At 37.6% G+C, this 5,095-nt stretch carries 5 protein-coding genes and 1 rRNA gene; all 6 read right to left on the bottom strand.

From position 1 onward, the window contains the following. On the bottom strand, window positions 1-394 hold a 394-nt coding region (locus ABZA26_RS07185), incomplete at its 3' end, for a glycosyltransferase (protein WP_372713843.1). Next, entirely contained in the window at window positions 391-1,710 is a 1,320-nt protein-coding gene (gene murD / locus ABZA26_RS07180; RefSeq protein ID WP_372713842.1) for a UDP-N-acetylmuramoyl-L-alanine--D-glutamate ligase, read from the bottom strand. The genes murD and ABZA26_RS07185, both read right to left, overlap by 4 nt. Before the next feature lie 126 nt (window positions 1,711-1,836). Further along, the gene (gene mraY / locus ABZA26_RS07175; protein ID WP_372713841.1) at window positions 1,837-2,925 is read right to left on the bottom strand and encodes a phospho-N-acetylmuramoyl-pentapeptide-transferase; all 1,089 of its coding nucleotides are present in this window, start codon (window positions 2,923-2,925) and stop codon (window positions 1,837-1,839) included. 13 nt (window positions 2,926-2,938) lie between these two features. Further along, window positions 2,939-4,228 (bottom strand): UDP-N-acetylmuramoyl-tripeptide--D-alanyl-D-alanine ligase, encoded by a 1,290-nt coding sequence (murF, locus tag ABZA26_RS07170; RefSeq protein WP_372713840.1) that lies wholly within the window; start codon window positions 4,226-4,228, stop codon window positions 2,939-2,941. Window positions 4,229-4,266: 38 nt separating this feature from the next. Further along, complete coding sequence (gene gmhB, locus ABZA26_RS07165) at window positions 4,267-4,830, bottom strand: D-glycero-beta-D-manno-heptose 1,7-bisphosphate 7-phosphatase (RefSeq protein ID WP_372713839.1); 564 nt, start codon at window positions 4,828-4,830, stop codon at window positions 4,267-4,269. Window positions 4,831-4,976: 146 nt separating this feature from the next. Further along, window positions 4,977-5,093 (bottom strand): 5S ribosomal RNA (gene rrf, locus ABZA26_RS07160). Window positions 5,094-5,095 lie beyond the last annotated feature (2 nt).

Raw genomic sequence — 5,095 nt, 5'->3', positions numbered from 1 at the left:
TGGCAAATTTATAAAATAATTTATTTGCAAATCCCAGGTTTGCATTTTGCTCCTGGAGATATATTTTCTTCCCTAATATTATACCTGCTAAAAGTGCTGGAACCGAAATATAATTTCCAAATCCCATTATGGCATCAGGCTTTTCTTTCCTCACTATACCTATAGCTTTTACCATTCCCTTTAGCATTTTAAATATGGACGATATGTTTTTAAGAGGCTTTATGTCTAGCCCTATAAAGGTATAGCCCTCTTGGGGTATCATCTCTTTTTCCATTCTGTGGGTAGTCCCTACAAAGACTGGAGTCACCCCTCTTTTTTTTAGTTCTCTCGCCACAGCAAGGGCAGGATATATGTGTCCGCCTGTTCCCCCTGTTGTTAGGATAACTTTCCTCAAACCTCTTCACCTGCCGTAAAATATTTTTTTACTAATTCTTTGAAAACTTTTCCCCTTACCTCGAAGTTTTTAAACTGATCAAAACTGGCTGTTGCTGGGGATAAAAGTATGTAATTATTTTCATGAGTATCTATCTTTTTACTAATTAAATCCACACTGTTTTCCAAATTTCCAGATCTAACCAGTCTATCTTTTGGGTATCCCCCCTGGATCAATGCCTGTTCCAGTTTTTCTGCCAGTTCCCCTATAAGGTATACATTACTCACGTGGTCCTTTATGGCTCCTACAAGAGGTGTAAGGTCAAGCTTCTTGTCCACCCCGCCACATATTAGGATACATCCGTGATATGCCTCTATAGCCATCTTAGAGGATTCTATGTTTGTTCCCTTGGAGTCATTTATAAAGAGTGTGCCTCCGACTTCCAAAAATCTCTCCATCCTGTGTTCCAGAGTTCCTGTATTATAGAGAAACTCTCTGAGTTTTTCCTCATCTAGACCTATTATCTCAGCAACTGCCCCTATAAACAAAATATTTTCCAGATTATGTCTTCCCTTGAGGCTTAGTTTTTCCTCACATATGATTTTTTTTCCTTTATATACCACCCATCCATCTTCAGGATAGAGGTCACATCCCTTTCCACCCTCTAATGAGACTCTGATTACATCTGCATTTATTCTTCCTAGTCTCTTGGAAGATTCCTGACAGTTCATATTGGTGATAAAGTAATCCCCGGCCTCTTGTTTGGCTCCTATGTTAAACTTTGCATCATAATAATCCCCGGCTTTTTCATATCTGTCCAGATGATCAGGAGCCAGGTTGATCACCATGGCTATATCAGGTCTGAACTCCTTTACATTTTCCAGCTGATAGGAGCTGAGCTCTAAGACTATATAGTCAAGCTCTTTATCTTCAGTCACAAGATCTGCGAAAGATCTCCCTATGTTTCCTGCAAATTCACACCTATACCCGCAATACTCTATGAGTTCTTTTATTTTTGTTGTAGTGGTTGTTTTACCGTTTGTTCCTGTCACGGCTATAATCTTTGGATAATTGGCTTTTTTCTTCATATATCTGTAAGCCAGCTCTACCTCATCTATCACAGGTATCTTTAGATCAAAAGCCTTTTTTACAAGTTCCGTGTAAGGAACTCCCGGGCTTTTCACAAAGAGTTCAACCTCTGAAAGAGTATTCATCCCGTCTTTTGATGACATGGCCTTTTTATCGTCTACCAGCATCACTTCATATCCATTTTTTTCCAATAATCCTTTAGCTCCCAAACCGCTAATTCCCGCTCCAAAAACAAGGGCTTTTTTCATCAACTTCATCTCCAACCAGTTTAATTTATTAGATAAGAACAATACTTCTTCTTTAGAAACTATCTTAAAAAAAGTATTTTTCCCATCTTACAATTATAACCACGGGAGGTCCCGTGGTTAATGTCTTTAAAATATCCCTCTCATCTTTACTACACCGAGGGCCGCTATTCCGCACATAAGGGCCACGATCCAGAATCTCATGGTTACCTTCGTCTCAGGAAGGCCGTCTAGTTCAAAATGATGATGTATAGGGGCCATTTTAAATACCCGCTTTTTTCTGACTTTAAATGACCCTACCTGAATAATTACTGAGCAGGCTTCTATTACAAATACCAATCCTACTATTGGAAGAAGAAGCTCCTGCTTCAAAAATATGGCCACAAGACCTAATATCCCACCAAGAGTTAGAGAACCTGTGTCCCCCATAAATATCTGAGCCGGATAAAAGTTATACCACAGAAAACCTAATCCCGCCCCGATCATGCTGGTAAGATACACCGTCATCTCTCCGGCACCACTTATATAGTAAAGATTCAGATACTGACTCAGCTCTATATGCCCTGTAAAATAAGCTACAGCACCCAGTATTGCCGATGCTATAATAACCGGCATTATCACCAGTCCGTCCAAACCGTCAGTTATGTTTACTGCATTGGAGGTTCCTGTGAGTATCACTATTATAAAAAGAAGCATGGCAAAAGCCCCCAGGTAAACAAGAGGTCCGGAAAATATAGGGTTTATTATCGCCAGGTCAAGAGAACTGTTTCCGGTAAGTCCCACTTTAAGTATGAATCCCCAGGCTAGCAGAGCTATGGCCCCCTGACCTATCATCTTCTTTTTTCCAGAAAGCCCTTTTTTGCTCTCTGTAAATTTTTTATAGTCATCTACAAACCCTATGGCACTAAAAAGCACCATGCACAATAGAAGCATCTCTATAAATTTATTTCCAAGATCTGCTATTATAAAGTTTGTAACAACCATGGAACCAACTATAAGAACTCCTCCCATAGTTGGAGTTCCTTTTTTAGAGAAGTGACTTTCCGGTCCTTCTTCTCTTATTGATTCACCCATTTTGTTTTTTTTCAAAAATTTTATAAAAGGTTTTCCCACTAAAATTACCAGTATAAATGAGATTATGAACCCCAAAAAAGCTCTTAAATATATCGATTTAAGCCATGCCAAAGTATCAATGTTTTTTGCAATATAATAAAGCATCAAATTCTCCTTGTTATTTAATTATTTCCTCTAGTCTCATCCCTCTAGAGCCCTTGAGCAGTATTACTGACTTTTCTTTTATTGATTCTATCTTTTCAAAAATAGAATTTTTATCTGTAAAATAAGCCACCCTTTTATCTTCATGACACACTGACCAAAGTTTTTTCATCTCATTTCCATATAAAAATATGTGTTCTGCTCTGGATGTGCTCAGGTACTCTTTTATATTTTTATGATACTCTTCACTTTTTTCTCCCAGCTCAAGCATATCACCCAATACCATTATTTTACATGTTCTGTCATTATACAGCTTATCAAAAGTTTCAATGGCAAGTCTCATAGAGGTAGGATTTGCATTATAGGCATCATTTATATATAATCTTTCACCTTTTTCTATCTTCTGAAATCTCATGGGAGTCAGTTTTACCTCTTCCAATCCCTTTTCTATTTCAGATACAGACAATTCCATTTTTAAACCCAGGGCTACTGCAAAGGATGCATTTATTACATTGTGCTCTCCGTTTACCGGTATCCTGTAGCTCTTGCCTCCCAGTTTAAATTGGGCACCCTTATCATTTTCAATAAATTCTGATATTTTAAAAGTGTTTTCATCTCCGTAGCCTACCTTTATTCCTGGAATGTTTTCCAGATAATAATCATCTCCAAAAATAATTGTATTTTCATGATGAACATGCTTCAGCAGTTCTCCCTTGGCTTTAAATACATTCTCTTTATTCTTAAGATACTTCAGGTGAGATTCACCTATATTGGTTATAATCCCGTAGTCTGGGAGTGCTATGCTGCACAAGAGATCTATTTCCCCAAACCCACTCATACCCATTTCTAGTACCAGTACCTCATCCTCTGGATGAGCTTTAAGAATAGTATAAGGCAAGCCTATGTGGTTATTGTGATTACCGTGTGTTTTTTGTGTCCTGAACCTTTGCGATAGAACCGAGTACACCATATCTTTGGTTGTTGTTTTTCCGTTACTTCCTGTTATTGCCACTACCTTTATTCCAAGGCTTTTCCGATAATCTCTGGCCAGTTTTTGCATGAAGGCTACAGTATCTTCTGTCAAAATAGCTCTCTCATCTGAAATTACAGGATCATTGTTATCATAAATGACAATTGATGCACCATTTTGGATAGCCTCTTCCACATGTTTATTTCCGCCCTTTATAGCAAAAAAAAGAGAGCCCTTCTTTATCTCTCTACTATCCATACAGACATCTGTTATCTCTATACTCTCCAATACCTTCTTTTCAGGAAAATAATCTCTCAGTAAATCTTTAATTTTCATCTAATTTACCCCTTGATTGTATAATTTTTAATATCAAATTAATGATTCATATGTTCTTCTTTAAATTTTAATGCAAAATCATATAGAGAATCGTATATTTCAGTAGTCTCTTCTGCTTTTATTTCCTCTTTTTTTCCATGGCCTGTTCTCACGAGGACACCTCTCATTCCCAAATTTTCACCGGCTTTTACGTCTGACAACTTATCTCCTACTACGAGGGATCTGTCAAAGTCTATATCCAGCTCTTTTTGAGCTTTTAAAAACATACCAGGTCCGGGTTTTCTGCAGTCGCAATCTTTCTTATATTCCCCTATACCTTTCTCAGGATGATGAGGGCAGTAATAGAAAGCATCTATGTTCCCTCCAGCTTCCCTTGATTTTTTTTCAAGATACTTATGGAGATTCTGGACATCTTCTTCTGTATAGTAACCTCGTGCCACTCCAGATTGATTGGTTACCACTGCTACAAGATAGCCCAAATCCTTGAATATCTTTATTGCTTCCAAGGCTCCAGGTTCAAACTCAAAGTCTTCTACCCTGTACAGATAGTCCTTTTCTACATTTATATTTCCGTCTCTATCCAAAAAAATACATTTCCTCATAATGCTCCTCTTTAAAATTATCATCTTCTTTATTCAAAAATACTTAAATAATAATATTCATCCAACTTTTCAATTATATCGGATTTTTGATTTTTTTTCAATTAAAGCCTTACTTTATGAGAAGTTTTTCCAAAAAATAAAAAAAAGCTTGGCAAGTACCTATCCTCCCGGAGGGCTGCCCCTCAAGTACTTTCAGCGTATGCAGGCTTAACTTCTGGGTTCGGAATGTGACCAGGTGTACCCCTACAGCTATTCTCACCAAGCT

The organism is Ilyobacter sp. (assembly GCF_041583315.1).
Taxonomy (GTDB): Bacteria; Fusobacteriota; Fusobacteriia; order Fusobacteriales; family Fusobacteriaceae; genus Ilyobacter.
The sequence above is the reverse complement of the archived record's forward strand: the minus strand, read 5'-3'. Positions and strand labels throughout refer to the sequence as shown.